This is a genomic window from Microcystis sp. M_OC_Ca_00000000_C217Col (genome assembly GCF_007095585.1).
GTDB lineage: Bacteria > Cyanobacteriota > Cyanobacteriia > Cyanobacteriales > Microcystaceae > Microcystis > Microcystis panniformis.
In genome coordinates this window covers 1-26,093 of record NZ_SFBV01000089.1, presented here as the reverse complement: position 1 = coordinate 26,093, position 26,093 = coordinate 1, and the positions used below count along the sequence as shown (strand labels likewise).

Here is a 26,093-nt window from a genome sequence, read left to right as displayed (position 1 = left end):
GGTTTGTCTTTAATCACCATGACATCAGGATAAGTATAAAAGCGATATCTTGGCATCCATAACCGTACATCACTCATAAAAGCCCAATAATCTTGATTGTTAATCTTAGTCGGAAAATTTTTATAAAAATTACCAGCAATCAGATTATGATTGATTGTTGCTCCCGTCATAGGAATAATATCTCCATCTAGATATTCATTTTTGTATTCTGCTGTTTCTTCTAGCTGACAGTATTCTTCAGGTGTGTAATAGCGTTTTTCGATTTGAACTTGCATACTAACCTCCCTTATCTTGGTTAAATTGCCATTCAATAGCAACTTTAATATTAGCTTGTGCTGAATCTTTTGTCAGCAAAGGAATCACCGTTTTACCCTCAACTTGTAACCCAAATTCTAAAGTAACTTTACTGGGTGGATTGGATCGGGAAATCATGATAAGCTCATCTAAAAATATAGCAAATTATACAGACATCTAAGACAAGTAATAGAGTGTAGGCAAGGCACATGAGCCTTTCTTGTCTGAATCTGGCTGCTAATCTAAGAATAAGCGGTTTAAATGCGTCTTAGCTTATTAGCATTTCTTGTCTAATTCCCTGTTTCCGCCGAAAAGCGATCGCTAGTTGTCCAATTTAACTTGACTCGAGTGTATAACAGCCATTTCCCCACACAGATCCCTAGAGAGCGTTTCTCATAAAGATGAAGTATAAGCTAATTCGCTATCGACGATCGACTCCCACCTGAGCATTAAGATAACTGTTATCAGAACGTAGGTTGGGCTTCGGCCGTGAGCTTTTGCCGAACGGTTGAAGCATGAAACCCAACGCCAGATCATGTTGCGCTACCGCTAACCCATCCTACAAATAATTGTGCCTCCCTACTTATCAGTAATTATGGGAAAATAAATCCCCATACCTTATTTCCTCGTGGCACAATAGAGACAAAGTATAAAAAACTTAACAATAAGGAGGGGTTCGATGGTTGCTACACCAGTCAAAACAAAACGTCTTACCGTGCAGGTGGCCAATCTCACCGCAGACATCACCGCTATTCGTTCCCTCGATTGGGATCGCGATCGCTTCGATATTGAATTCGGATTACAAAACGGGACGACTTATAACTCCTATCTGATTCGTGGGGAAAAAATCGCCCTTGTGGATACCTCTCACGAAAAATTCCGTCAACTATATTTTGATAGTCTCAACGGATTAATTAACCCGCAAGAAATCGATTATTTAATTATCAGTCATACCGAACCCGATCACAGTGGGTTAGTCAGAGATATATTGGAACTCGCTCCCAATATTACCGTCGTTGGTTCGAAAGTAGCAATTCAGTTTTTAGAGAATTTAGTTCATCATCCTTTTCAGCGTCAACTGGTCAAAAATGGTGATCAGTTAGACCTAGGCAATGGTCACATTCTCGAATTTGTTAACGCTCCTAATTTACACTGGCCCGATACTATTTTTACCTACGATCACGGTTCGGGAATTTTATTTACCTGTGATGCCTTCGGAATGCACTACTGTTCCGATGATCTCTACGATGAGCAGTTAAGTGCTATTGAACCAGATTATCGCTTCTATTATGAATGTTTAATGGCTCCTAATGCTCGTTCCGTACTAGCGGCGATGAAACGGATGGAACCCCTAGGTAATATTAATCTCGTGGCTAATGGTCATGGACCGTTATTAAAACATAATGTTACTGAATTATTGACCCATTATCGTGATTGGAGTCAGGCACAAACTAAGGCAGAAAAAACCGTCGCTGTCTTCTATATTTCCGATTATGGTTATAGCGATCGCCTCTGTCAATCGATTGCTAAAGGTATTACTAAAACTGGTTTGGCTGTAGAAACTTTAGACCTGAAATCCGCCGATCCCCAAGAGGTAAAAGAATTAGCTTCTTCTGCGGTGGGAATCGTCATCGGTACTCCCCCCGTTTCTGGTATTAATGCCCAAGAAATTACGGTTAATTTAGGCACAATTCTCGCCTCGGTTAACCCCAAACAATATATCGGAATGTTTGAATCTCAAGGGGGTGATGATGAATCAATTTTACCTCTATTTAATAAGTTTCGTGAAGTTGGTTTAACCAAAGCTTTTGATCCCATTCGTAGCACAGAAACTCCTAACGAGAGTCTCTATCAACGCTGTGAAGAAGCGGGTACAGACATGGGACAACTATTAACCCAAGAGGTAAAAGTTAAACAAAGAAAATCCCTCGATACTGACCTCGATAAAGCCATCGGACGGATTAGCGGTGGTTTATATATTATTACCACCAAGAAAGGAGACAGAAGCGGGGCAATGGTCGCTTCTTGGGTGACGCAAGCAAGTTTTGATCCTCCCGGTTTTACCGTTGCTGTGGCTAAAGATCGGGCGATCGAGTCTTTAATGCAAGTGGGGGATCAATTCATTTTAAACATTCTGGAAGAAGGCAATTATCAAACCCTGATGAAACACTTTTTAAAACGTTTCGGACCTGGGGAAGATCGTTTTGCAGGAGTCAATACTCGCACCGCTAATAATGGTTCCCCAATTTTAGCCGATGCTCTCGCTTATTTAGAATGTGAGGTAGTTAGTCGCATGGAATGTGCTGACCACTGGATTGTTTACAATAAAGTTGCCGATGGTCGCGTTTCTAAACCTGATAGTTTAACGGCCGTTCACCATCGCAAAGTCGGTAATTATTATTAGGATTTTTGCTTGATTTGACTGGTTGAGAAAATACAGATCAAGATGCTTGCTCTCAGCTTTTGAGATGGTTTAACCTCTCAACCAGTTAGTCATACTAAATCCGTTGAGTATAGGCTACATATCAGGACGGGCAAAAGGCAATAGGCAATAGGCAAAAGGAGCAATAGATAATCAGTTTTTAATAACCAGATTTAGTAGCACATCTGATCACTGACAACTTACCCACTGATAACTGATCACTGTTCCTATGGACTAATACCCGCAGATTTAAGGGCCTTGTCCATTAAAATTACATGGGTACTGCTTTCCTGTCCCTCATTGTCAGCACGACGCTGAATATAACTGCCATCGGATTGTAATTCCCATGCTTGTCGGTTATCTGACAACATAATGCCGAGAATTTCTTCTAGTTCCTTGGCGATCGCTGGTTCATCGATAGGTGTCACTGCTTCCACGCGACGAGTCAGGTTCCGCGTCATCCAATCGGCGCTACCAATATAAACCTCCTCCTGACCACCATTGTAGAAGTAAAAAATGCGGGAATGTTCCAAAAAGCGGCCGATAATGCTAATTACTCGGATATTTTCGCTTATTTCTGGCAATCCGGGTCGTAAACAACAGATGCCGCGAATAATTAAGTCAATCTGCACACCAGCACGAGAAGCGGCGTATAAAGCTTCTATAATCGGTTTATCGACAAGAGCGTTCATTTTTGCGACAATGCGCCCCGTACCGCCATTTTTACAGTTTTTGGCCTCGCGATCGATCATTGCTAACATCCGTTTTCGCAAACTCACTGGAGCAATTAAAAGTTTGCGATAGGATTGCTGACGGGAGTATCCAGTCAGAAAGTTAAATAAATCGGTGATATCTGCCCCCAAATCCTCGCGACAGCTAAGTAAACCCAAATCAGTGTATAATTTAGCTGTTTTTGGGTTATAATTGCCCGTGCCAATATGGAAATAACGACGGATTTTATCCCCTTCTTTTCTGACCACGAGAACCACTTTTGTGTGGGTTTTTAGACCAACTAAGCCATAAACAACGTGAACTCCGGCTTGTTCGAGCTTTTTCGCCCAACTAATGTTATTTTCCTCATCAAAGCGTGCTTTTAGTTCCACTAACGCCGCTACCTGTTTACCATTTTCCGCCGCTGCAATCAGGGAATTGACAATCGGGGAATCTCCGGAAGTACGATACAAAGTCATTTTAATCGCTAAAACATGGGCATCATGGGCCGCCTGGGCGATAAACTGTTGTACTGAGGCACTAAAGGAATGGTAGGGGTGATGAACGAGAATATCGTTATTGCGAATTAAAGTAAAAATATCTTCGCCATCCTGTTCTAGGATCCCGTCTTCGTTACCGTCAACTATTTCTCGCAATCCCTGTAAAACCGGTGGGGTGACAGGATTCCACGGCGGATCTTTCAGTTCGGGACAGGGTAAGGACAGAAAATAAAATAAATCTTTGTGTCCTAGCAGTCCATCCACATCGTAAACATCGATCTCCTCAAGTCCCAGATCGCGCATGATCCGGTCTTTAATATTGCTAGGAGTAGAACTGTGAATTTCCAGACGTACTGCCGATTTACCGATGCGGCGCTTGCGTACTTCTTCCTCGATCGCTAATAATAAATCATCGGCCTCATCTTCTTCGACGGAGATGTCAGCATTGCGCGTCACCCGAAAAGGATAACATTCTTGAATGATCATGCCGGGGAAAAGTGCCTCTAAATTGTGCATTACCACCTGTTCAAGGGGTACTCCCGTCCAAATCGAAGCTTTTCCGTCTTGGTGGCGTAATTCTTTTGATAATGCCAGAAAACGGGGGAAAACCTGCGGCACTTTCACCCTGGCAAATAGTTCTTTATCGGTATCGGGATCGCGAACGACTACGGCTAAATTGAGACTAAGATTAGAAATATAGGGAAAAGGATGACTAGGATCCACCGCTAGGGGAGTTAAAACGGGGAAAATATTTTGTTCAAAGTAATCGTGGAGATAATTGCGCTGTTCTTGATGTAAATCTACATAGTTAATCAGATGAATTCCCTGTTCCACTAAGAGATTTTTTAGGGTGTGTTCAAAAAGACGATCCTGCTGTTGCACAAGGGGACGCAGACGTTTACTGATCTCGGTTAGCTGTTCCGAGGCAGTCCGGCCATCGGCACTTAAAACGGCTACATTTGCCTCTACTTGTTGTTTAAGCACTGCCACCCGTACCATAAAAAATTCGTCGAGATTGGCACAAAAAATGGCGGTAAATTTTAATCTTTCCAGTAGAGGAGTCCGAGGATCAAGTGCTTCATAAAGCACACGACGATTAAATTCTAACCAGCTTAATTCTCGGTTAAAGTAATATTGCGAATCTTTAAGATCGATTGCAGAAGTTACGGTAGGAGCTTTAGTCATAGAGTCTAATACCTAAATAATAGATTAAACAGTTAGTAAGAAGCCACTCAAGTCTAAATTTGACTATTTTTGGCGTTTTTTTAGGCTACACTGCCCCAGATTAACCAAAGTTACCCCGATTATCTTGGATGCTAATCCTACTGATTCTAGCCTGACTGGGGAAAAAATCAATTTATTAACAGGTTAAGAAATCAGTCCCGACAGATCAAGGTTAAATTAATCTTTCAGTGAAATTAGAGTGCCAGGAAGAACAATAGGCATAATTTGCTGAGAATATTGTCTTTAAAGCCCAGCTTTGATTATAACACAAAGTCGAGCCGAGCCGATTTGTTAAATATAGCGTTTCCAAGTTCAGGCAATAAACCGAATCAGAATATTTGATAAGGATGATGATTAGATTGCCAATTAATCATTAGTGTATATAGGGATTGCTGAAAAAGTACGGGCGAAGCATTCGGATAGAAAATCTCCGGTTTCACCGATAAATTATTGCCCGAATGCTTCGCCCCTACAGGACGCGGCCCGATGAAGTGCCTACATTTCACATTTATTCAGCAAGCCCTAATTAATTCGTCAATATTTATTGACAGCTTCTCTTTGTCAATAAACTTACTAAAATTTAATCCTTCAAACTTTAAATCCAACTTATTCCTAAGAGATAGCAATCTTAATTTACCAATTTCCTGCCCTAACTTTAGTAAAGTTTCTCTAATATCTTTGGAAAAAGCTGCATTTTTTTTCACTTCCTCGTTCTTTTAATAATTTATCGAAAGCAGCAGATTTAATTAACATCATTTCCAAATCATGTTCATCGGTTAAAAAGAGATGATTACTGTCGGGAATTTGCTGTTCTATTCTCGAAAAATCCGCATCTATAACAGCAACAACTCGGCAAAAATTTTCTTTTTCTAAGATGGATAATGCTTTGATAGCATTATTTTTATTAGAGGCAATTGTGATCCTAACCTCTTGCTTGTTTACTAATCGCTCATAAATAAGTTTATCGCTATGACCTTCAACAATTAAAAAAACTCCCTCATGATCGCTGCGTAGTAAACGAATGCTATTAGCAATTCTGTCAGGTGTTATCTGTTCTCTCATCTTTGCTTTTTTGCTTTGGTTTCTCTAATTCAACTGTCAAATCCCAACGATCATTAATAATATCAGGAGAATGGGTAGCCATCAAAATATCTAACCCGGAAAGTTTCGTGATTTCCTGTAAGTCTTTTAAAAATTCCTGCTGCCATGAAATATGAAGTGACATTTCTGGTTCATCAATTAAGATCAAAGTATTAGGTTTAACTTTAAATAACAATTCATATAAAATTACTAATTCGTGCTGTTCCCCAGAAGATAAATCTGTTGGCGATAAAACCTCCCCTTCTTGGGTAGTGAAGATAAACCCTTTGCTTTGATCAATAGTAACACTTTTGAAAGAATATTTTTTATTAATTATATTTTTAAATAGCTCTACTTTAGGATAAATGTCATTGAATACATTGAGCTTTTTATCTACATCCTCAATATAAACCGATAATAACTTTCTGGTGCTATCATCAATACTATCTTTAACTTGGAAGTTAGAATCTTCATCTTTTTTCAATAGTCCTGCACTAATTAATTGATTTCTTTCGCTTTCAAGTTGATCAATTTTTTCCCTTAGTTCATCATCGGTCAATGATGCCTTTTTTTGTACAACTCTCGCTGGAAAGGTTCGGTCTAAAGTTTGAGATAGTTGTCCATACTCTGCTAATTTAGTTTGAATATTTTCTGCTAAATCTTCAGAATAGCTGGCCACAGAGTACAATGTCATCGGCATCCTTATAGTTCTGCCATTTTTGGCACTATTGGAAATATCTAATAGACGTTGTGATTCAATAAAACGAACATTAATAGAGTCTATAATTTTCTTTAACCAATCAGGATATTCTTTCTGGAATTGCTTGGGTAAATATTCTCCAAATCGTTCATAAATATCTTCTAAATCCATAATTTCTTTTGTGGGGGTATAGAGCCATTTTTCTGATCCAACTCTATCTAAACCGGGTATGAAATCATCTATCATGCTGAGAGGGAAAGAAATTGTTTTCCCGTCTAGTAAATTAGGATAAAAAGTCAGTTTTTCTTTTTGATCGGAGGAAGTAAAATTAAAATTAATCTTTGGTCTTACATTACTTTTTTTATTCTTACTGGTGGAATCTTTGACAACATCCACAAAGCTGTTATCGTCAAAAATTATAGTAAATTTTTGAAAAGGAATAGCTCTTATATCTGAATACTTTAAGTTAAAAAAGCCATTGACTAATCGCAGTATTGAGGTTTTCCCAAAGCCATTTTTACCATGAATAATAGTTATTCTTTCCTCCATATTGAGATTAATTGTATGGTCAAATATGCCAAAAAGATGCTTAACTGTAATTTGTTTAATTCTCATAATTTTCTGGGAGCAAGCGATTAAACTTAGACGCACTCTACTACTCATAACTTGAGAGGATCGAGGCGTTGAAGCTAGAAATTTTGGCAGACGTTTTCAAAAAACGCCTATAGACACTGTATTATACCAAATCCCTTTTTAATAGTATGATTAACTCCCAATCGAACTTTAACAACCCAGTCCCTTCTCCTAGCCGCCACTTAACCTGACAGTATATATTAAGAAAAGCAACAAATGCTTTACAGATAAACAAAAATATGCAGCAAATTCTAGGATTAGAGACACAAGCAAAAATTTGGCATTGGCGGGGATTCAAAATCACCTATCAAAGTGCGGGGGAGACAGGACCGGCGATCGTGCTTGTGCATGGATTTGGGGCATCTTGGGGACATTGGCGGAAAAATATCCCCGTTTTAGGCGAAAAATGTCGCTGTTTTGCCCTAGATTTAATTGGTTTTGGCGGTTCCGACAAACCCGAACCAAAAAACGAGATCGATTATACTTTCGAGACTTGGGGGGCGCAAATTGCCGATTTTTGTCGGGAAGTGGTGGGGGAACCTGCTTTTTTGGCGGGTAATTCCATCGGTTGCGTGGCCATTATGCAGGCTGCCGTCGATTATCCCGATTTTGTCCTTGGGGTAGCGGCGATTAATTGTTCCCTCAGACTACTGCACGAAAGAAAACGGGGGGAATTACCCTGGTATCGTCGTTTAGGCGCGGATATTGCCCAAATAATTCTCAAAAACAAGGCAATTGGGGCTTTTTTCTTCCAACAGATCGCTAAACCCCAGACAGTGCGTAAAATTCTCCTGCAAGCTTATCGGCACTCGGAAGCAGTAACGGAGGAATTAGTAGAAATAATCCTAAAACCCGCCCGAGATCCAGGAGCGTTCAAGGTTTTCCTCGCTTTTACCGCTTATTCTGGCGGCCCGCTGCCAGAAGACCTGCTGCCGATTCTCCCCTGTCCGGCTATTCTGCTTTGGGGTAGCGAAGATCCCTGGGAACCCTTGGCCTTGGGCCAAGAATTAGCACGATTCCCGACAGTAAAACAGTTTATCCCCTTAGCTGGTTTAGGCCACTGTCCCCAGGATGAGGCCCCAGAAATAGTTAATCCGATTTTATTAGAGTTCCTGCAAGCTTATAGCTAAGTTCCTCTAGTAACCAGAAGACCTGGTATTAATGGGTTGTTGGATGGAGAAACCTCGGTTAATACTTTGAGGGGGAACTTGATTGGGGGTGCCATTATTGTTGGGTGGCATTCCCTGATTGGGATAACCAGTGACGTTCGGTTGACTGCCGTAGATGGGGGGTTGATATACAGGGGGTTGATAATAGTTGGATTGGTTGCTAGGGCCCGGGACCGGGTTAGGGTTGGCATTATTCCAGGAGGGTAGGGGTTGAACATTTTGTTGTTCAGGGGAATAATTTCCCTGGGGGTTTACTTGATTCGGGCTGCCCCCGGGGTTGAGATTAGGAGAATTATTCAAGTTAGCAGTCCGCGAGCGATTTTCGATTTCCCTTTGTAAAGGATAATTGCTACTGTCGCCACTAATCGGTCGCAGTTGAATCGGTTGCAGACTTTTACTAGCCTTCGGTGCCTGATTTTGCTTAGTCTGCGGCATTAACGGCGCAAATAAGGAGGGTTTCTGGTTCTTATCGGGATTAGTATTTAGAGGATTAAAAGGCTGCGTCGAGGCCGGTTTGTTCTGGCGGGCGGTATTATTATGGGCAGGAATGGCTGGCAATGGTACAGTACTGGGGAGAGGAGTATCGGTAATCTGGTTGGCCCGGATTTCCCGCTCCTCTAAGGACATTCCTGGGGTATCTAATACCGAACCCAACCATTCAGGGTTCTGTTGATATACCCACAAACCAATTAGAGCCAAGGAAAATATTCCTAACGGCAGCCAAAATAAAGGTTGGGCAAAGGGTTTTAATCCTGCCAGGAAATAGCGCATGGAAGAAGAATCTTTATAGTCACTCATACCGCTTAACCCTCTATAGGTTTTCCCCCATGCTATCAAATCAGTGAGCAGTTATCAGTTTTTTTGCCCTCAGCCTTGCACAACAGGTGACGCTTAGGTTGCTCCCAGTATTGCTGCTTACGAACAAAAGTATCGTCAAAGCTCAGGCTCTAGGTTTCAATCTTAAGAGTTTTCAGTTCCCCGTTCCCTGATACGGCGTAGAATGATAAGATTGTTTTCAAAGATACAATAGGCGTTTGTCTTCGCTAGAGAGTTTATGAAAGTTGGCGATCGAGTTCGTGTAATTGAGTCTGTGGTAGTTTATCACCATCCTGAACACAAATCGGATCCTTTTGACGTGAAAGGACTAGAGGGAGAGGTGAAAGGGATTGTCACCGAATGGCGTGGTAGGCCGGTTAGCGCCAACCTACCCGTCCTCGTCGAGTTCAGTAAAAAGTTTAAAGCCCATTTTCGAGATTTTGAGTTAGAAATCGTGGAAAAAGCCGCCGAATAGGGACTTTTTCGCTTATTTAAGCTACAAAGCGAATAAATTTATTTTTGCCCACCTGTAGGACTTTTCCGGTTAAAGCTTCGGCTGTCTCAAAACTTTTGTCCACATCGGTGATTTTCTCGCTATCGATCCTCACAGCGCCCCCCTGAATCTGTCTTCTCCCTTCGCCGCTACTTTTACACAAGCCGGTGGACGAGAGAAGATAGAATAATTTCAGGGGAAAAGTGACCGCTGCTAGGGAAAATTCGGGTACAGAAGCAGCGGCCGCTGTATTTCCCTGTAGAACTATCTCCTGCGCCGTTTTTTGTGCTTTTAATGCCTCCTCTTTCCCGTGAAACTGGGCAACTACCTCGATCGCCAGTTTTTTTTGTGCCTCCCGCGGATTGCTCGCAATAGCATCTAATGGCAAATTTGTCAATAGTTCGTAATAATCTTTTAACAAAGCGTCGGGGGTTTTTTCCAGTTTCGAGTACATGGACAGGGCCGATTCCCGCAATCCCACATAATTATTCAGGGATTTGGACATTTTTTGACTGCCATCGGTTCCGATTAAAATCGGTAAAAGTAGCCCGAATTGCGGTTTTTTACCGAAATATTTCTGCAAATCACGACCGACGGCAATATTAAATTTTTGATCAGTTCCTCCCAATTCGACATCGGCCTCGACAGCGACGGAATCATAACCCTGCATTAAGGGATAGAGAAATTCATGGAGAAAAATCGGGTTTTCCCGGTCGTAGCGTTCGGAAAAGCCTTCTTTTGCCAACATTTGCCCGACGGTCATGGTGGAGAGAAGTTCGAGAATTTGCGATAGGTCTAATTTCCCCAACCATTCCGAGTTATAGCGAATTTCTAGGCGATTAGGCGTGTTAAAATCTAAAATTGGGCGTAATTGTGCCAGATAATTCTCGGCATTGGCTCTCACTTCTTCGATGGTTAATTGTTTTCTAACTTCCGATTTTCCGGTCGGATCGCCGATTCTAGCGGTAAAATCACCAATAATCACCACTGCCACATGACCGGCATCCTGGAAAGCACGCAGTTTCCGAAAAGGGATACTATGACCTAGGTGAATATCGCTGCCGGTGGGGTCAATACCTAGTTTAATTCTTAAAGGGCGATCAGTAGTTTGCAGTAGTTGGGTTAAATTTTCCCTAGGATCTTGGGAGTCGGGTTGATGGGGGAATAGGTCACTGGTGCCACGGGTTAGCCAGTCTAGGGAGGAAGATACGGTCATTGTTGCTCATTTTCCACAGCCTTCCCATTATAGTTTTTTATTATGTCAAGTAACAAGCCAAAGGTAAATAAACTGGTATCTTCAATAAGAGTCGATAACATCTTGACAATTCTCCCGATCAAATATAGAGTCTTAAAATCTTCTTTTTCAAAATTATCAAAAAATTTCCCTGTCTTGAATTGCGATCAGATAAGCCGATGAATCCTAGTTTTAATAACTCTATACCAGTGCAGAGGATCAAAGTTTCTGTAATTGTTTCTACCTATAAATCAGCAGAGTTTATCTGGGGTTGTTTAGAGGATTTAGTTACTCAAACTCTTTATGAAAAGGGAGAATTAGAAATTATTATTATCGATAGTGCTTCTCCGGAGAATGAAGGGGAGATTATCCAAGAGTTTCAAGAGAATTACCCTAATATTATTTACCAGAGAACTAGAGAACGAGAAACCCTCTACTGCGCTTGGAATCGTGCTATTAAACTAGCTAGGGGTTCCTATCTCACCAATGGGAATACTGATGATCGTCGCTGTTTCAATGCTCTGGAAATTATGGCTAATTATCTAGATAACAATAGAGAGATTAGTTTAGTTTATGCCGATCAATTAATTACCACCATCAAAAATGATACTTTTGCCACTACCCCAGCTTTAAAACATTGGAATTGGCCAAATTACTCCTATCAACAGATGCGTCAAGGTTGTTGTGTGGGTTCTCAACCAATGTGGCGAAAAATGCTGCACGATAAATATGGTTATTTTCAGGAAAATTTTCGCTGTGCTGGTGATTACGAATTTTGGTTAAGAATCGGCAGTCAAGGGGAAAAAATGGCTTTGATTCCTGAGATTTTAGGGTTATATTATTTAAATCTCCAAGGCTTAGAACATGGCAGTAATGGTCAAGCATTACAGGAACATTATCAAGTGTGTAAAATCTATGAAATTCCTCACTCAGAAATTAAGGATATAGAGATTAAACCCAATCCAGTTAAGATGGAAGATTTAGGCATAATTTTAAATAAGGATGAGCGAGAAAAATTACAAACAATTCAAGCTATCTCCCGGAAAAGATGCCCAATTATTGTTATTGATGGCGTGATCTTTCAACTTGAGCAACGAAAATTAGCCAGGATTTGGTCTTCAATTTTAGAATATTGGAGTCAATTAGAATTTAGTCAACACATTGTTATTTTAGATAGAAATAACACCGCACCAAGATGGGAAGAATTTAAATATTGGCCTGCGGAATCCTACGATTATAATTGTACGGGAAAGGATGCCAGAAAAATTCAAGCTATCTGCGATCGCCTACAGGCTAATTTATTTATTTCCACTTTTTATACCAGTCCCTTAACCACTCCTTCTCTACTTTTTCTTGCTTCTGAGTTCCCAGAAGAAAACGGCAATTTACCAGTGGATTTAGAAAAACACTATGCCATTTTGTCCGCTTCTAAAATCATCGCTTTTTCCTTTAATATTGCCCAAGATTTAAGAAAGTTATACCCAAAAATTACCCCCGAAAAAATTGATATTATCGAGTTTTTTGAAATTAATCAAAAAATAGCGGAAGAAATCACTGATTTTCTCTGGTATGCGCTCAGTGAAACTAAGGAATCAAGTCAGAATCAAGTCTGGTTAGAGTTAAGAAAATTACAGGAAGCACAACAGACAATGTATCTGAAACAACAGCAAGATTATCATACTAGGCAAGGGATGGGAATATCCCTAAAAGAATTAGATAATAATCATAACTATCTCCAGAAAAATAATCAGGAATTACGGGAAGAAATTAACTATTTGTCCTCCCGTAAGGGAATAGTAAAAACCCTATCGAAAACTTCTATTTTACTTCTTGCTAAGATCAAGAAAAAACTCCCAATGTTTTAGGGAATTAAGGGAAAGTTTCCTAACAATGCTCCGATCCTGGCACGGCAGTGCCTAAAAGTGGTAAAGTAATGTTAAGAATTAGAGGAGAAAACACTGTGCCACATTCGATCGTCACTGGAATTTGTGAAGGGGTTGCTGATTGCGTTTCCGCTTGTCCTGTTGCTTGTATCCATCCGGGACCAGGTAAAAATGTTAAAGGAACCGATTGGTATTGGATTGATTTTGCCACTTGTATTGACTGTGGTATCTGTTTACAAGTATGCCCCGTCGAAGGTGCAATTCTGCCGGATCAGTTATCAGTTATCAGTTATCAGTTATCAGTTATCAGTTATCAGTTATCAGTTATCAGTTATCAGTTATCAGTTATCAGTTATCAGTTATCAGTTATCAGTTATCAGATGTAAGTTTTCAGTTATCAGATGTAAGTTTTCAGTTTACTGATTACTGTTCACTGAAAATGCTTCCCACTTCCCCATTCATAATTCATATTACTCTCTCCTATCTCCTTTTTACCTTACCATGAATTATCTTTTAGAAGTTGAACAGGTTTATGCTGGTTATGTGCAGGATTTATACATATTGCAAGGGGTTAACTTTCGCATTGCACCGGGGGAATTAGTCACGGTTATCGGTCCCAATGGTGCGGGAAAATCCACCCTCGCTAAGACGATTTTTGGTTTATTAAAACCCAGTGCTGGAACTATCACTTTTAAGGGAAAAAATATCACTGGTTGGAAATCTAATCAAATCGTTCCCCTCGGTATGGGTTATGTTCCCCAAATTGCTAATGTTTTTCCGTCCCTGAGTATCGAGGAAAATCTAGAAATGGGGGCTTTTACCAGTAAAAAAGCGATTAAACCCCTAAAAGAGCGCATTTATGCCATGTTTCCCCGTTTGCTTGAGCGCCGTCGTCAGAAAGCTGGCACTTTATCCGGAGGAGAAAGACAGATGTTAGCCATGGGAAGAGCGCTAATGTTGCAACCAGATTTATTAATTCTCGATGAACCTTCGGCAGCTTTATCTCCTATCTTAGTAACCAGCGTTTTTGAACAGATAAAAGCGATTAATCAGACGGGAACTGCCATTATTTTAGTGGAACAGAATGCCAAAAAAGCCCTAATGATGTCCGATCGAGGTTATGTTTTAGAAAGTGGTCAAGATCGTTTTCAGGGATCCGGTCAAGATTTACTCAATAACCCGAAAGTAGGGGAATTATACCTCGGGGCGGCTTATCATGGTGCCAAACGAGATGATTAGGAATTTGTTAAGGATTGAGGGGGATTTTGATTTCTTCCCAGAATTTAGCGATAGGATAGTAATTGAGTACAAATCTCTACGGCGCTGATGTCAAGGTGATAAGCCAGCAACCCCTAAATATATCTGTGGATATTTATTAATCGATCAAGACAGTTGTGCTACTGCATTGAGAGCATAACTTTTAGTAATAAAAGGAGAAGTCATGGCTGTTAAAAGTCCTCCGTAATCAAGATTAAAACTGACTTCGCTTCCTACTTTTAACCTCTTGTTATGACTATCAAGAACTAGATGATCGCTACTAGAACCTAATATTTTTATCTCCTGACTTGTTTGTAATCCAGAGATAAGAACATCCTGTCTTCCTAATGCAATAATAACTCGACGGTGAATGCCTTGGTCGATAAAGCTGGGAACATTACCAAAAGCATCTCGACCAATTTCTCCAGAGGGTAGAGATGGTTTATCTTTGGATTCGATTACTTCAGCAATTAACCGAAAAGCATCGGTATATAAACCAGGTATCACTTGTCGATTAACTGTTTCACAACCTAATAAAATTGATTCTCCTAAACGCAGATTATTAATCCGACCAACTTCGCTACTTTTTTGATACCATTGATAGTTAGCAGAATTGCCTCCTGAAATAATCGGTAATTTTATTAAAAACTCCTGCTCAATTGTATCTGTTAACACAGATAATTTGCTCATATTATGGGTATCAGGTTTAATACCCCCATAACAAGCCAAATTACAACCCAGTCCGACAATTTTGATAAAGGGAAAAGCGAGGGTTTTTTTGATGAACTTGACGAGATCTTTCGGCAGTACACCTTCCCGTAAATCCCCTAACTCCGTCATGATAATAATGCGGTGTATTTTTTGCTTTTCTTGAGCATAATAGGAAAGTTCCTGAATTGTTGCTAATTCGGTATTTAAGCTGATATCTGCAATGTTAACCACTGATTCTGCTTGACTCAAGGCAGTACGCAACAGAACAAAAGTTGTCACTATTCCTGCTTGTTTCATTTTGAGAATATTTTCGATTCGAGAGTCTGCGATAAAGTTAACTCCACCTTGAATCATCGCCAAGGCGATCGAGGGATCACCCAAAATCGCTTTGGAAACTCCCATCACAGAAAGTCCCTTGCTGCCGTATAATTGGCAGAGTAAACGAGCATTATGGCGTATTTTCGGGAGAGAAATCTCGATTCTGGGTAAAAGGTCTTTCATCAGCCTATTTGCTCCCAATTGCGGGAATTGCAGCTAAAATTTCCCCTTTGATTTTCCGGTTTAATTTCGGAAAGCGATCGCATAAAGCTTGGACTAATTTCTCACATCCGTGTAACAAAACATCAGTAGTCGGTAACTGAAAATCTCGCTCATATTTGGCAATAATACGCTCAGTGGCTGCTGCGGTGAGATTTTCGTGATTAATCGCAATAGCGATAACTTTAGTGGGAGAAATTGCCTCAATTAGTGAAATTTCTTCCTGTAATTTTGCCATGGCTAAATGAGGAAAATCACAGCGAAATTTTCGGGCTGGGGGATGTTGTAAAATAATCCCATCGGGCCTACTTCCTTTCAAAATTCCCAGGGAACTCATAAAAGCAGGATGACTCAGAGAACTTTGTCCTTCCACTAAAATAATATCGGGTTTTTCTTGCTCAAAAGCTTGAACCACAGCATTTTCAATTTCACCGATGACAAATTGAGAAACCAAAGCATCGATCGAAACCCCATATCTTGCTCCCTGCATCAAGCTAGTTTGTCCAGTAGCGACTAAGACAGACTTAATACCCAAGCCTTGGAGAGTTTGATTAACTGCCACCGCAGTGGTCATTTTTCCGCAAGCACAATCGGTTCCTAAAAAGGCAATAACGGGTATATTTACTTGGGAAATTTGCCCAGTAAATACATGAAGATCAGCTAATTGTGGTGGTTTACGAATGTCTGTAATTTGCACACCATACTGACTAGCTTGCTCCCTAAATTCTAAATCCTCGGAGAAGAATTGATGCAAACCATTAATAATCTCCATTCCTTGTGCCATTGCTTCTAAAATTAGCAGCCTTTCTAGGGGGGGAATAAACGCTTCTAAGGGTGCTTTGCCGTAGATATAACAATTGGGAACATCTCTAAGTTTTTCTAAGGCTGTTTGTAAATTGGCAAAAATGGGAATATGATTTTTTTTGTCTCCTAATGCTTCTCCCGCATCTTTTCCCGCTAAGGAACTATCCAGCACTCCAACAATTGTATATATTTCTGATTGTCTGATCAAGCCAGCTGCCGTTTTTCCGTCCACACGTCCAAACTGATTTTCACAGTAAATTAAAGCCGTTTTTTTCGTTGATACCACTTTCTTAATCTCCTGAATATTAGATAATTGAAATTTCACTCCTAACTCCCAGTAAGTAGGGAGGCACAATTATTTGTAGGATGGGTTAGCGGTAGCGTAACATTAGCGGGCGTTGGGTTTCATGCTTCAACCCAACCTACGTTCATCTTATATTTAATTCCACCCACCTACTTAAGACTATTTATTCTTCTTCTTCTTCTATAGCATAATTATCTGGATCGATAATATCGTCTAGTTCTTCTAAGATTTGCAAATCGGGATGAGCATCAGATTGACGTAATTTTAATCTTCCTGTCCGTTCTAACCAATGGAGAAGGGTTTCTTTGGAAGTTATCTGCATAACAGGAATTGCCTGATAGCGAGGTTCTTGACTAAGAGAAGGATTAAATTTCATACCTGTTGAATTTCCTTTGAGAAGTTAACTCTATTGGTTGTTCTATTGTTGATCACGAAGCAACCCACAAAAAACTGAAAAAAATTGTCAAGTTTAGCAAAGTAAAAAAGTTCAGCTGTCAGATTTACTATTTGGACAGATAGATAGAGTCGGTTCCAATATATGCTCCCGATACTTGGGATGCAGACTCTATGGTGTAAATTAAAGTTTTCCTGTCTCGCTCAACTTAAATGTCAATCCTACGGTTTTTATCTAGCTAACGGAAAAGGTGATTAATAACACCAAAGCAACCAACAAAACCGCCCCTACTCCTTGCAAAATATACCATTTTTGCTGTTCTAAAGATGGGGATTTTGATAGATAAATCTTGGGTTCGCTACCATAGTTATTGATGATTCCTTCATCATCTACTGTATAGCCCTCTGGGAGAGGTATATTAAGTGATGGATAGTTTTGCCCGTTTATATCTAGTTTAACCTCAGCAGGAATTAATTCACTTCCATCGCTTGGGGAATAGACTGTCGCACCTGTCTCTTGATTAGATTTAGTAGAGTAGTGCATGATCATCTCTCTTCAAAATCTGAGTATAACACAGAATAAGGCGAAATGGTTTTTAGGCTAATTTTTTCCTAGGGCTTTAATCAGCAAATTTGGCTAATGTCGGCAAATTAAAGCAAAAAATATGATTTTATAACTTGACAAAGCTAGATAAAAACATTTAGTCAACTCGCTATTCACTTTTTAGCATACCAGCGCCATAAAACTCGCGCTAAACGTTGGGGATCATGACTAACTTTGGCAGTAACTTCATCTTCTGCCATTACATTCGCTAAAACAATGCGATAACCCATTTTTCCCACCTCCTCGCGATCTAAAAAGACGGGATGACTATGCTCTTGGGCGTATAATTGTAGGGATTGGGGCGATGGTGCAGTTCTTTGGGCCAAAACCGCATCAAAGACGCGTTCTTCACAGACTCCTTCGATCGCGCGCAAATGATCTGCCACCGAATAATTATCCGTTTCCCCCGGCTGGGTCATAATATTACAAACATAGACGCGGGGAACCGTCACCTCTGCTAGGGCCTGACGAATTGCGGGAACCAACAAATTAGGGATAATACTGGTATAAAGACTACCCGGCCCGATAATAATATAATCTGCTTCCTTGATTGCCGCTAAAGCAGCCGGTAAAGCGACTGGATCGGCAGGATGACAGCCAATCTGACGAATTTGCCCCATAGCTTCGGTTATCTTTGATTCTCCTTCAATAATGCGCCCATCGGCTAACTTAGCCCAGAGACTAACATCGGTAAGGGTAGCAGGTAGCACTTTGCCGCGAATGGCCAAAACTTTGGCACTAGCATCGATCGCCTGTTCCAGATCGCCGGTAATCTCGGTCATAGCGCTGATAAATAAATTACCAAAACTGTGGCCCGATAAACCATCCCCGGCATGAAAGCGATATTGAAACAATTCCGTTAATAACTTTTCCTCATCGGCTAAAGCGGCGATACAATTGCGAATATCCCCCGGGGGTAAAATGCCCATTTCCCGACGTAATCGGCCTGAAGAACCGCCATCATCAGCTACGGTGACAATAGCGGTGATATTAGAACTATACTGTTTTAAACCGCGTAAAAGCGTCGATAAACCCGTACCGCCACCGATGGCCACGATTTTCGGGCCGCGATGGAGACGACGATGGGTGCGTAGGAGATCGACTAATTCCTCCGATGCGTCCGGTTGTAGTGCTTCTGTAATCGTTTCGACAGTGCGACTCTGACCCCAGAATAACAAAAAGACACCCAACAAAACCGCCAGCGGCCCGGAAACAGAATTAGGGACCAAACGGGCGATCGTTTCTAATGCTTGGGAAACAAACTCTAAAAAGCGATTAACTGGGGTTAATTTTACCCAAATAGCCAAACCGAAGGAGGTGAGAAAAACGCCGGTTAAACTAATTAAAAGCCAGCGTTTGACAAAAAGACCGGGAGAAAGCCATTTAAACCAACGATTAACCCGTTTAGGCGTTTTTCTGCCCACAGAAGCGGCTATTTTCCCTTTCTGAGTGTTGAGTTCCCGTAGCGTCTGTTTAAATGGACTCATAGATGTGGCCTGGCAGCGAACGCATTGATTCTGGAGAGACTGTAGCCGAAAAAGGGGACAAACTCAAGCTAACTTAACCTCCCACTTGGGAATAGGCTGCCTCGGAAATTGTGGGAATATCGGCGTATTTGCCGATAAACGACTGTATAATGCTGTAAACACAGGCGGCAAATGCTCCCAAAAAGACGACGTTAAAAAGAGTTTCTACCACCAAATTCGCCCCTAAACCCCTAGCGACGAAACCTAAGGCCAATCCCAATAAATACACCAAAATATCGATTAAAATCGCCTGCATGGTGTTAAACCGGATAAAATGACTAATGCGGGGATTGCGTACCACGGCCAAAAAGAGGACGAAAAAGATAATTAAACTGCCAAAGCTTCCCAGAGAACTATAGAGAAAAGCTAAGGGAGTTAAAACTATTGCTAAGGCCGCTCCTAAAAAAGGAATTTGCTGAAAGATAAAGATACCGAAGGCAAAAGCCGAATATAAGGGTAAAAGATATACTAAAGCTGCAAAAATGCGATCTTTTGTATCGGTTGAGCCGCGCCAAGTCATAATCTATTGTCTCCTGAGACTACTGCTAACTCCCTCCAAGATAACCCGGCAGCCCACCAGACTTCCCATAACCGAAAAAATTGATTGAGGCCGAACATTGTTCGGCCTCGATCGAGTTATTCTCAAACAGAGACGGGGTGCTTGGTTTCCTGTAACAGAGCCAGATATTCCTCCTTAAAATACTGTAGGGTACTTAAAATCGGATTGGGGGCGCTTTGACCAAGACCACAAAGACTGGTTTCTTTGACCATCTGACAGAGATGTTCTAGGTTTTCGAGGTCGTGAATATCGGCCTTTCCGTCGATAATTTTGGCCAATAATTCAAACATTTGTACTGTTCCCGTGCGACAGGGGATACATTTACCACAGGACTCCTCGCGACAGAATTCCATATAGAATTTCGCCACCTTGACCATACTGGTACTATCATCCATAACTACCATACCCCCGGATCCCATCATTGAACCGAGTTTGGCTAAGGATTCGTAATCCACGGGAGTATCGAGTAAATTAGCGGGAATACAACCCCCAGAGGGGCCGCCGGTTTGTACCGCTTTTACTTGACCATCGGGAACACCACCCCCCATCTCCTCGACAATTTCCCGGAGAGTAATGCCCATTGGCACTTCAATCAGCCCATTATTGCTGATTTTTCCCGTTAAAGCGAAGATTTTTGTGCCTTTACTGGTGGCAGTACCGATATTGGCATACCAAGCGGCCCCCTCGCGGATAATAGCGGCGATATTAGCGTAGGACTCGACGTTATTAATCAGGGTGGGACAACCATCGAGGCCCGATTGGGCCGGATAGGGGGGACGGGTGCGGGGAGTGCCGCGGCCGCCTTCGATGGAATGGATGAGAGCGGTTTCCTCTCCACAGACAAAAGCTCCCGCCCCGATGCGGATATCCACCTTAAAATCGAAAGTGGACTCGAATACTTGGGAACCCATTAAACCGAATTTTTTGGCCTGATTAATCGCTTTTTGCAGACGATCGATCGCCAGAGGATATTCGGCTCTAACATAGATATAACCATGATCAGCCCCCACGGCATAGGCAGCGATCGCCATTCCTTCCAGGACTAAATGGGGGTCACTTTCCAAAACACTACGGTCCATAAACGCCCCGGGATCCCCTTCATCAGCATTACAGATAACGTATTTTTGTTTACCCGGTTGTTTAGCCACCGTTGCCCATTTTAAACCGGTGGGATAACCAGCACCGCCCCGGCCGCGTAAACCGCTTTTGGTGATTTCCTCCACCACCAGGGCCGGAGTCATCTCGTAGAGGGCCTTGTAGAGAGATTGATAACCACCGACGGCGATATATTCCTCAATGCGATCGGGATCGATTTTACCGCTATTTTCCCGGACAATTTTGACTTGATGGGAGAAAAAGGGATGTTTTGAGTCCCCTAATTGCACCTCGGTTTGGCCGCCGTTTAAGGCCGCAATAATGCTGGCCGCACTTTCCGGGGTGACTTCTTCGTATAGGAGATCCTGGGGATCCACTTCCACCAACGGACCGCGACCACAAAAACCCATACAACCGACCCCCACCACTTCGACTGTATCCTCTAGGTGTGCCTCTTTGACGGCGGTGGCGAGGTTTTTTTCGATTTGGAGGGAGTTAGCAGCTTGGCAACCGGTGGAAGTGCAACAATGCACCCGGATGCTTTTTTGTCTAGTTTTTTCCTTCTCGGCCACTGCCAATAATTCTTGTAAGTCCATATTTTTTTCAATCCACTAAAGTGAAAAATTACTGGGAGAAACTCTGTAGTTTCGCTAAGACAGTTTCCGAATCTTGTTTAGGGGCCACGACTCCATCGAAGACCACGGCCGGTGCAATCCCACAGGCCCCGATACAACGGGCCGACACTAGGGAAATTTCTCCATCGGCGGTGGTTTCTCCCACTTTGACATCAAAGCTGTTTTCGATGTCTTCGAGGATTTTGCCGCTGCCTTTGACATAACAAGCTGTCCCCATACAGACGATACAGGTGTGTTTTCCCGCCGGTTTCAGGGAAAAGAGATGGTAGAAGGTTGCTACCCCATAGACGCGACTGAGGGGCAGTTTTAGCGCCCGAGCAACATAGAGGAGAACATCTTCTTCTAGGAATCCGAAGGCCTCTTGGGCTTTGTGCAGGACTTCAATCAGGGCTGATTGATTATATCCTGCCCGCTTCATGGTAATGTCGAGGACTTTGAAGCGTTTATCGCCACTGGGATGCTCTTTTTTCTCCGTTTGACGAGGATTGGCAGTTTGCATAAATCTGAACCAAATAAATTTTAGGGGCGATGACGGGAAAAAGATGGAGAGTTGTCGGTTTTCCTTGGTCATCTCCCTAGTTTTATTCTGACACTGGCTCCAGAGGGCGATCGATAACTTTATCTTTCCTTTAGTTATTGGGGTTCTTCGGGATTTTTGTCAATTGTTTTTTATCTAGAGCGAACTAATCAATTAAGTCTCTTGCCAGATAAGGATTTAGTCGATTTATGCCCCCCTATCGAACCATAACAAGTAACGAAGAGCCGTTATTGGGGGATAGGGGATTTTTCGGCCTTGTCAAATTGAAAGATGCTCCGAATCAGCCTGGAACTGAAATTACTTTGATAGCAAGGATTGCATTGCATCTTTCCTATAATAGTGTTTAATCAACGAATAGGGCCTTTTATGGCGGGCTTAAGTGGGGAACAAGAGTCGCTCGATTTAGCAGTGGAATATAGCTAGGTAATAGCTGTAGGGCTAATTCATGAATTAGCCCTACAATCAATTATGATGAACCCTGGAAATAGAAAACGGGTTTCTTCGAGAAACCCGTTTTCTATTCGATAAACCCGTTTTCTGCGGTTTTTTTTGCGGGAAGCATCCCCCTCTCCTCGTAGGTTAAAGGGATGAGGTCATAACAATATGTTGCCAAAAGCGACTTTTCAGAATACAATGGAGAAGAGTAGTCATTCATCGCTCAGATTAGTTAAGATGATATTACATGACTAATAATATTGACCATGATCGCTTATTTAAGGAGTTAATCTCCACCTTTTTTGTCGAATTTATCGAGTTATTTTTTCCTCAATTGATGGATTATTTAGATAGAGACTCGATTACTTTTTTAGACAAAGAAGTATTTAAGTACCTAAGCAAAATTAATTACACATTTCGATAAAGCTTTTGCCTCTTGCCTATTGCCTCTTGCCTGTCTTCACTAGGAAATTTATTTTGCATGACTACTTACCGATGTCACGGAAGGAGAAAGACATGAAAGCGATTTAGTCGCACAGGTTAAGTTTCGAGGAAAAGAATCTTTTTTTCTGATTCATCTGGAGGCGCAGGAAAGTTCTCGCAAGTGGTTTAATCGGCGGATGTTTACTTATTTTGCTCGCTTTCATGAGAAATTTGTCTTACCGATTTATCCGATTGTAATTTTCTCTTATTCAAAGCCAAAAAGAGAAGCGATTAGTCAATATGTAGTCGATTTTCCTGATTTTAAGGTATTAGAATTTAATTATCAAGTAGTGCAGTTAAATCGATTAAATTGGCGAGATTTTCTCAATCAACCGAATCCGGTTGCTTCAGCTTTGATGGCGAAGATGAACATTGCCGAGAAAGAGCGAGCCAAGGTAAAAGCGGAATGTCTGCGCTTGTTAATTACTTTAAGGTTAGATGCAGCCAGAATGCAATTAATTTCTGGATTTATTGATACATATCTCAATCTAAATCCAGTGGAAGAGATACAATTTCAAGAAGAGATTAGCACATTTAGTCAACCCGTACAGGAGGGAGTTATGCAAATTACCACCAGTTGGATGCGTCAAGGTATTGAACTAGGTATCGAACAAGGTATCGAACGCGGTATTGAACGCGGTATCGAACGCGGTATTGAACAAGGTATCGAACGCGGTATCGAACGGGAAAAAACATTGATTCTTCGTCAACTTAAACGCAAGTTAGGGGAGATTAATCCTTCATTGGAAACTAAAATTATGGAGTTAAGTATTGATGATGTCGAAGTATTAGGAGAAGCTTTATTCGACTTCTCTACGGTTGAAGATTTAATCAATTGGTTAAATACTTTAACTGCCTAGTTTTGACGTTAGCGTTCGCCTTCTGACAACAACCCACTAAAATTGTCATAATGAACCAAACAACCGCTAATTATGATGAACCCTGGAAAGAAGCATTAAGCGAGTATTTTGAAGCGTTTTTAAGCTTTTTTTTTCCCGAAGTTCACCAATTAATTGATTGGACAAAAACTCCCGAATCCCTAGAAAAAGAACTTAAACGGATTACCGCTTCAGCAAAGACAAAAAAACGTTTCGCTGACAAACTCTATAAAGTTTGGTTACTCAGGGGTGAAGAAGTGTGGATTTTGATTCATATTGAAATTCAAAGTCAATACGAAGAAAATTTCCCTCAGAGGATGTATATTTATAACTATCGGGCCTTTGATTTGTATCAGAAACCGGTTATCAGTCTCGCTATATTAGGAGATGAACGAGTAAATTGGCGACCAGATTCCTATAATTATACTATCGCTGGCTGTGAAGTGAGTTTGAAATTCCCAACGGTTAAATTACTGGACTATGAGGAAAACTGGTCAGAACTAGAAGCAAGTAGCAATCCCTTTGCTATAATAGTCATGGCACACCTGAAAACAAAAGCGACTACTGGGAAGCTGCCACAACGGGAACAGTGGAAGTGGAGGTTAATCAGGGGATTATATGAAAAGGAGTTCGAGAGGGAACAGATAATTAAACTGTTTGAAATCATCGACAATATGATGACTTTATCCCCTGAATTGCAGTCAAGTTTAGAGAATAAAATTAAACAATTTGAGGAGGAAAGAACCATGCCTTTAGTAAGTAATATGGAGTTACGAGGAATAGAACGCGGTAAGGAAATAGGCAAGGAAATTGGTAAGGAAATTGGCAAGGAAATTGGTAAGGAAATTGGCGCGTTAGAAAATGCTCGTGATTTTGTCAAAACGGTTTTGCAAGCTCGCTTAGGTGAAGTTCCTTTAGATGTGGAACAATACCTGAATAAAGTTTCGGTACTATCTACATTACAAGAGATTGTTAAATTAGCAGCTACCGCTAATTCTCTCGCAGAATTTAAGCAGTCTTTGGCAAGAATCCAATAATCTTATCCTAATATCTAGAAAACGGGTTCCTTCGAGAAACCCGTTTTCTTGTAATAAATGTTAATTTCTGTTACAGGGGTCTTGAAAGATTCGGGATTGTTGGGCTAAAATTATTAGCAATAAACTTTTGCTGTTACTGTCATGACTCTCTCTCTTTTGGCGATTCTTCCTGTTGTTGACGATGTTTTGTTTAATTTCGCTCAATCTGATGGCTTTTGGGCAAATTTGGCTATCGCTTTTGGAGCAAGTTATGATGTGGTTAAGGCGACGCAATTACGACAGCAGTGGCAAAGTCGAAATTTTAGTCAACTTCCCCCGATTGAGGTACTTAGTGATGAGGTTTTGGGGACGGCGAATGGTGCATATTCCAGTAGTAAGAATAAGATTTATCTATCAGCATCTTTTTTAAATACGGCCTCGTCAGCATCGATAATTAATGTAATTTTAGAAGAAATTGGGCATTATGTGGATGCTCAAATTAATCAGGTGGATAGCGCGGGAGATGAGGGGGCAATTTTTGCGGAGTTGGTGCAGGGAAATAGTCTGGATGTGGCAACCTTGGAGGTATTGAAAGCTGAGGATGATTCAAAGATAATTAATCTTGAGGGAGAGGCGATCACCGTTGAACAAAATGGACTAATCGCTCCTAGTAATTTTACCTTAAATAATTCTGCTCAATTCTGGAATTCTTCAGTTTTACGCTTAACTAATGATTATTGGCAAAGTGGTAGTGCTTTTCTCACCAATACAATTGCCTTATCCAATAATACATCCTTTAACTCTTATTTTCAATTTCAAATTACTAATTCAGACGGGTTAGGAGACGATGACGGAGCAGGAGCGGATGGTTTAGTTTTTATCATACAAACAATTGCCAATAATGCCGGTTCTGTGGGCGGTGGAATCGGGAGCATCTCACTTATGCAATGAGTATTAATACTTATAGCAGTCAAAAACTAGAAAATCTTCAACTTGATCACAAAGAGAAATGAGATTATAATAGTTATAACTTACAATTGAGAATAGCTCTCGATGGGAGGAATAATTCAATGTTATCAGAAAATGAAAAAAGAATTAAAGAGTTATGTCAAGAGTTAGGGCAATGTCTCTATGAGCAATCCCAAATTAAGAAATTTAA

21 protein-coding genes and 4 pseudogenes are annotated in these 26,093 nt (G+C 41.1%); 10 read left to right on the top strand and 15 right to left on the bottom strand.

All coding sequences use genetic code 11. From position 1 onward, the window contains the following. Both EWV66_RS05115 and EWV66_RS05110 read right to left on the bottom strand, forming a co-directional pair. Positions 1-275: Uma2 family endonuclease (locus EWV66_RS05115; RefSeq protein WP_287108712.1), on the bottom strand; the 275-nt coding region annotated here is incomplete at its 3' end. Between the two features lies 1 nt (position 276). After that, a complete protein-coding gene (locus EWV66_RS05110; protein ID WP_002762885.1) occupies positions 277-432 on the bottom strand; it encodes a CU044_2847 family protein in 156 nt (51 codons plus the stop codon). A 541-nt stretch (positions 433-973) separates the two neighbouring features. On the opposite strand from EWV66_RS05110, the gene EWV66_RS05105 reads away from it, so the two are divergent. Beyond that, positions 974-2,698: a diflavin flavoprotein gene (locus tag EWV66_RS05105; RefSeq protein WP_052278217.1), complete on the top strand. Its 1,725-nt coding sequence runs from the start codon at positions 974-976 to the stop codon at positions 2,696-2,698. A gap of 245 nt (positions 2,699-2,943) precedes the next feature. Here the strand turns inward: EWV66_RS05105 and ppk1 are convergent, their stop codons facing one another. From ppk1 to EWV66_RS05090, 3 genes are all read right to left on the bottom strand, one after another. After that, complete coding sequence (gene ppk1, locus EWV66_RS05100; RefSeq protein ID WP_052278216.1) at positions 2,944-5,112, bottom strand: polyphosphate kinase 1; 2,169 nt, start codon at positions 5,110-5,112, stop codon at positions 2,944-2,946. A 708-nt stretch (positions 5,113-5,820) separates the two neighbouring features. Further along, complete coding sequence (locus tag EWV66_RS05095) at positions 5,821-6,213, bottom strand: DUF4435 domain-containing protein (RefSeq protein ID WP_284525919.1); 393 nt, start codon at positions 6,211-6,213, stop codon at positions 5,821-5,823. Then, positions 6,191-7,546: an AAA family ATPase gene (locus EWV66_RS05090; RefSeq protein ID WP_052278582.1), complete on the bottom strand. Its 1,356-nt coding sequence runs from the start codon at positions 7,544-7,546 to the stop codon at positions 6,191-6,193. The genes EWV66_RS05095 and EWV66_RS05090 overlap by 23 nt, the downstream gene beginning before the upstream one ends. Positions 7,547-7,803: 257 nt before the next feature. Here EWV66_RS05090 and EWV66_RS05085 point away from each other — a divergent pair, with 257 nt between their 5' ends. Further along, a complete protein-coding gene (locus EWV66_RS05085; RefSeq protein ID WP_287108707.1) occupies positions 7,804-8,694 on the top strand; it encodes an alpha/beta fold hydrolase in 891 nt (296 codons plus the stop codon). A 6-nt stretch (positions 8,695-8,700) separates the two neighbouring features. Here EWV66_RS05085 and EWV66_RS05080 read toward each other — a convergent pair whose 3' ends face one another. Then, positions 8,701-9,531 (bottom strand): hypothetical protein, encoded by an 831-nt coding sequence (locus EWV66_RS05080; RefSeq protein ID WP_052278214.1) that lies wholly within the window; start codon positions 9,529-9,531, stop codon positions 8,701-8,703. Positions 9,532-9,787: 256 nt separating this feature from the next. On the opposite strand from EWV66_RS05080, the gene EWV66_RS05075 reads away from it, so the two are divergent. After that, positions 9,788-10,024: a ferredoxin-thioredoxin reductase variable chain gene (locus tag EWV66_RS05075; protein WP_052278213.1), complete on the top strand. Its 237-nt coding sequence runs from the start codon at positions 9,788-9,790 to the stop codon at positions 10,022-10,024. 16 nt (positions 10,025-10,040) lie between these two features. On the opposite strand, the gene tyrS is transcribed toward EWV66_RS05075, so the two are convergent. Then, complete coding sequence (gene tyrS, locus EWV66_RS05070) at positions 10,041-11,258, bottom strand: tyrosine--tRNA ligase (protein ID WP_052278212.1); 1,218 nt, start codon at positions 11,256-11,258, stop codon at positions 10,041-10,043. Between the two features lie 197 nt (positions 11,259-11,455). On the opposite strand from tyrS, the gene EWV66_RS05065 reads away from it, so the two are divergent. From EWV66_RS05065 to EWV66_RS05055, 3 genes and pseudogenes are all read left to right on the top strand, one after another. After that, entirely contained in the window at positions 11,456-13,141 is a 1,686-nt protein-coding gene (locus EWV66_RS05065) for a glycosyltransferase (protein WP_052278211.1), read from the top strand. 95 nt (positions 13,142-13,236) lie between these two features. Next, positions 13,237-13,434 (top strand): annotated as a pseudogene (locus EWV66_RS05060) (ferredoxin family protein); the annotation flags it as partial. A gap of 226 nt (positions 13,435-13,660) precedes the next feature. Further along, positions 13,661-14,398, top strand: a complete 738-nt coding sequence (locus EWV66_RS05055) for an ABC transporter ATP-binding protein (protein ID WP_287108703.1) — start codon at positions 13,661-13,663, stop codon at positions 14,396-14,398. A gap of 144 nt (positions 14,399-14,542) precedes the next feature. Here the strand turns inward: EWV66_RS05055 and EWV66_RS05050 are convergent, their stop codons facing one another. The 8 genes from EWV66_RS05050 to hoxE all read right to left on the bottom strand — a co-directional run bounded on the left by EWV66_RS05050 (position 14,543) and on the right by hoxE (position 22,083). Further along, entirely contained in the window at positions 14,543-15,628 is a 1,086-nt protein-coding gene (locus EWV66_RS05050; RefSeq protein ID WP_272081358.1) for an alanine/ornithine racemase family PLP-dependent enzyme, read from the bottom strand. Between the two features lie 4 nt (positions 15,629-15,632). Then, positions 15,633-16,793 (bottom strand): N-acetyltransferase DgcN family protein, encoded by a 1,161-nt coding sequence (locus EWV66_RS05045; RefSeq protein WP_016516718.1) that lies wholly within the window; start codon positions 16,791-16,793, stop codon positions 15,633-15,635. 142 nt (positions 16,794-16,935) lie between these two features. Further along, positions 16,936-17,148, bottom strand: a complete 213-nt coding sequence (locus EWV66_RS05040) for a DUF3134 family protein (RefSeq protein WP_002762915.1) — start codon at positions 17,146-17,148, stop codon at positions 16,936-16,938. Positions 17,149-17,400: 252 nt separating this feature from the next. Further along, the gene (gene psb34 / locus EWV66_RS05035) at positions 17,401-17,709 is read right to left on the bottom strand and encodes a photosystem II assembly protein Psb34 (protein WP_002762917.1); all 309 of its coding nucleotides are present in this window, start codon (positions 17,707-17,709) and stop codon (positions 17,401-17,403) included. Positions 17,710-17,882: 173 nt separating this feature from the next. Beyond that, positions 17,883-19,256 (bottom strand): gluconeogenesis factor YvcK family protein, encoded by a 1,374-nt coding sequence (locus EWV66_RS05030; protein WP_287108701.1) that lies wholly within the window; start codon positions 19,254-19,256, stop codon positions 17,883-17,885. A 73-nt stretch (positions 19,257-19,329) separates the two neighbouring features. Then, complete coding sequence (locus EWV66_RS05025) at positions 19,330-19,815, bottom strand: Tic20 family protein (protein ID WP_287108699.1); 486 nt, start codon at positions 19,813-19,815, stop codon at positions 19,330-19,332. A gap of 122 nt (positions 19,816-19,937) precedes the next feature. After that, a complete protein-coding gene (gene nuoF, locus EWV66_RS05020; protein WP_287108698.1) occupies positions 19,938-21,545 on the bottom strand; it encodes an NADH-quinone oxidoreductase subunit NuoF in 1,608 nt (535 codons plus the stop codon). Positions 21,546-21,573: 28 nt separating this feature from the next. Further along, positions 21,574-22,083 carry a bidirectional hydrogenase complex protein HoxE gene (hoxE, locus tag EWV66_RS05015; protein WP_004158282.1) on the bottom strand — a complete coding sequence of 170 codons (510 nt, stop codon included), beginning with the start codon at positions 22,081-22,083 and terminating at the stop codon, positions 21,574-21,576. 721 nt (positions 22,084-22,804) lie between these two features. On the opposite strand from hoxE, the pseudogene EWV66_RS05010 reads away from it, so the two are divergent. From EWV66_RS05010 to EWV66_RS24335, 4 genes and pseudogenes are all read left to right on the top strand, one after another. Next, positions 22,805-22,945: pseudogene (locus EWV66_RS05010) on the top strand (flagellar assembly protein H); the annotation flags it as partial. A 103-nt stretch (positions 22,946-23,048) separates the two neighbouring features. After that, a pseudogene (locus EWV66_RS05005) lies at positions 23,049-23,900 on the top strand (Rpn family recombination-promoting nuclease/putative transposase); the annotation flags it as partial. A gap of 50 nt (positions 23,901-23,950) precedes the next feature. After that, on the top strand, positions 23,951-24,955 hold the full coding sequence (locus EWV66_RS05000) for an RpnC/YadD family protein (protein ID WP_287108697.1): 1,005 nt from the start codon (positions 23,951-23,953) through the stop codon (positions 24,953-24,955). Between the two features lie 141 nt (positions 24,956-25,096). Continuing rightward, positions 25,097-25,867, top strand: a pseudogene (locus EWV66_RS24335) (hemolysin); the annotation flags it as partial. Positions 25,868-26,093: the final 226 nt, after the last annotated feature.